Genomic DNA, 1993 nt, shown 5'->3' on the forward strand with positions numbered 1-1993 from the left:
GCCTAACGGAGATAAAATGTGGCATGAAATCTGGCTGTATTTTGCCGCCTATGCATTGATTATAGCCGTTTTATTTGCTATTTTCTTCAGACATAAGCATGATCCTAAAGAAATAGCAAACGTAAAACATTAAAATTATCTTACTGATTATTAGGATATTAAATTGCATTTTTTTCTCAAAATGCAATTTTTTTTATTTCACAGGCAACGTTTTTCAATTTTTGTTGTCTTATTTATAGAAACTGATTCATGGAACAATTAGAAAAGAATTTTATACTGGCGAAAAAGCAGGACCGTAGAGGGCAGAAAGCCCTTTATGATATGTTTTCGGGTAAAATGCTCGCTATTGCGAATTCTTATACTAATAACATCCACGATGCAGAAGATATTCTGATGAGTGCTTTCATGAAATGCTTCACCAAAATTGATGAATGCAGAGAATGGAAAAGCTTTCCTTTCTGGTTGAGGAAAATTGTGGTGAATGACTCCATCAGTTTCATCCGGAAGAATAAAAACGTCCTTTATGTGGATATGGAAACGACGGAAGATGTGTCTGATGATGATTTTGATGAACATTTTGGAGAAATCAATCTCGAAGAGATATTCTCTCAAATGCCGGTAGGATACAGACTGATCTTTAACCTGTATATTTTTGAAGAGAAAAAGCATCAGGAGATTGCAGAAATCTTGAATATTTCTGAAGGAACAAGCAAAAGCCAGCTAAGTAAAGCAAAAAAATGGCTTACCGATTATTTAAAGACCAAAAAAAATGAACAAAGAAATACTGAAACAGTTAAAATCTGACTACGAAAAGCTTGAAATAAAGCCTTCTGCAGATCTTTGGGACAGAATCGGCTCAATGGATCAAAAAACAGAGAAAGGGTCTGATTTAAGCCCTAAAGTACATGTCCAATGGTGGAAGTATGCAGCAGTAGTATTGCTTTTAATTTCTGTGGGAGCTGTAGTATATCTGAATGTAAATAGCACAGAAAAACAAAATACCATCAGCAGAGCAAAACCTGCCCAAAAAAGAAATCATTTAAATATTTTTCCTCAAAATGAAAATAATGAAAATAGAACATCTGCCAAAGAATTGGCATCGAATCCTATACTCAAAACGAATACTGATAAAATAATAACAGATCACCCTGCCTATCCAAAGAATACAACTGTCCCACCACAATATACAAAACCGCAAAATGCTGATCCTCATAATGGTACTACTCAAATGGCTCAAGATAATCATCCGGTTAAGCATAATGATGATATAATACCGGAAGAAAAACCAGTTGTAGAAAATAAACTGGTAATTGCTGAAAAACCGGAAATAAAAAGTACGAAATATGTGCAAGCTTCAGATCTGCTTATCGGAAGAGAATATGATAAAGTACGGGGAAATCAGGAAACAACATCGTATGGAAGGATAGATTTAAGCAAGTTAAAACCACATTTCTTACAAGTAGTGACTTTAGGGGTCACAGTACATTCCGACACCAAATAGTACAATCTTAATGCATTAGAATACCAATTAGCATCCGGCTTCTGGTAACCGGACAGCCCAAATAATATTAAAAAAATAATAAAAATGAAAAATACAATTCTGCTATCCGCTTTGATGCTGACTGCCTCAGTGATGGCCTTTTCACAGGATAATAAATCCATTTTTCAGCAGGAATCATTGAATATGAGAATCAATAATTACACAATAAAGATCGACAGTATTGTATCCTCTGAGAAAAAGAAAATGAATGAGGAGCTGGATATCATAGACAAAGATTTTAAAGATGGGAAAATCTCCGCTGAAGAAAAGAAAAGCCATTCCCATGAAATTGCTTTGAAATATGAAACGATTATTAATGAAAAAGTAGATGCGCAAAAAGAGAGTTTTGAAGAGATTACGAGGGAAAGAGTGAGAAAATCTGTATTTGGGAAAAGTGCCGATGAGAAAAAAAATGAAATGAACCTTCTGAACAGTATGGATATTGTCATAAGC

Annotated in this window: 3 protein-coding genes and 1 pseudogene; all 4 read left to right on the forward strand. The window is 34.4% G+C overall.

The window, feature by feature from the left end; all coding sequences use genetic code 11:
• Nucleotides 1-133: pseudogene (locus tag ACGHIN_RS17150) on the forward strand (MFS transporter); the annotation flags it as partial.
• A 116-nt stretch (nucleotides 134-249) separates the two neighbouring features.
• Nucleotides 250-804, forward strand: coding sequence for an RNA polymerase sigma factor (locus tag ACGHIN_RS17155; RefSeq protein WP_390456417.1), 555 nt, complete (start codon nucleotides 250-252; stop codon nucleotides 802-804).
• Nucleotides 770-1501: a hypothetical protein gene (locus ACGHIN_RS17160; RefSeq protein ID WP_390456420.1), complete on the forward strand. Its 732-nt coding sequence runs from the start codon at nucleotides 770-772 to the stop codon at nucleotides 1499-1501. The genes ACGHIN_RS17155 and ACGHIN_RS17160 overlap by 35 nt, the downstream gene beginning before the upstream one ends.
• Before the next feature lie 84 nt (nucleotides 1502-1585).
• A partial coding sequence (locus ACGHIN_RS17165; RefSeq protein WP_390456423.1) for a hypothetical protein occupies nucleotides 1586-1993 on the forward strand: 408 nt, incomplete at its 3' end.

The sequence above is a fragment of the Chryseobacterium barbadense genome, assembly GCF_042849955.1.
Lineage (GTDB): Bacteria > Bacteroidota > Bacteroidia > Flavobacteriales > Weeksellaceae > Chryseobacterium.

Bases quoted from the DNA above. Each gene is read 5' to 3' on its own strand.
- ACGHIN_RS17155 (WP_390456417.1), top strand. From the start codon at position 250: ATGGAACAATTAGAAAAGAATTTTATACTGGCGAAAAAGCAGGACCGT.
- ACGHIN_RS17160 (WP_390456420.1), top strand. From the start codon at position 770: ATGAACAAAGAAATACTGAAACAGTTAAAATCTGACTACGAAAAGCTT.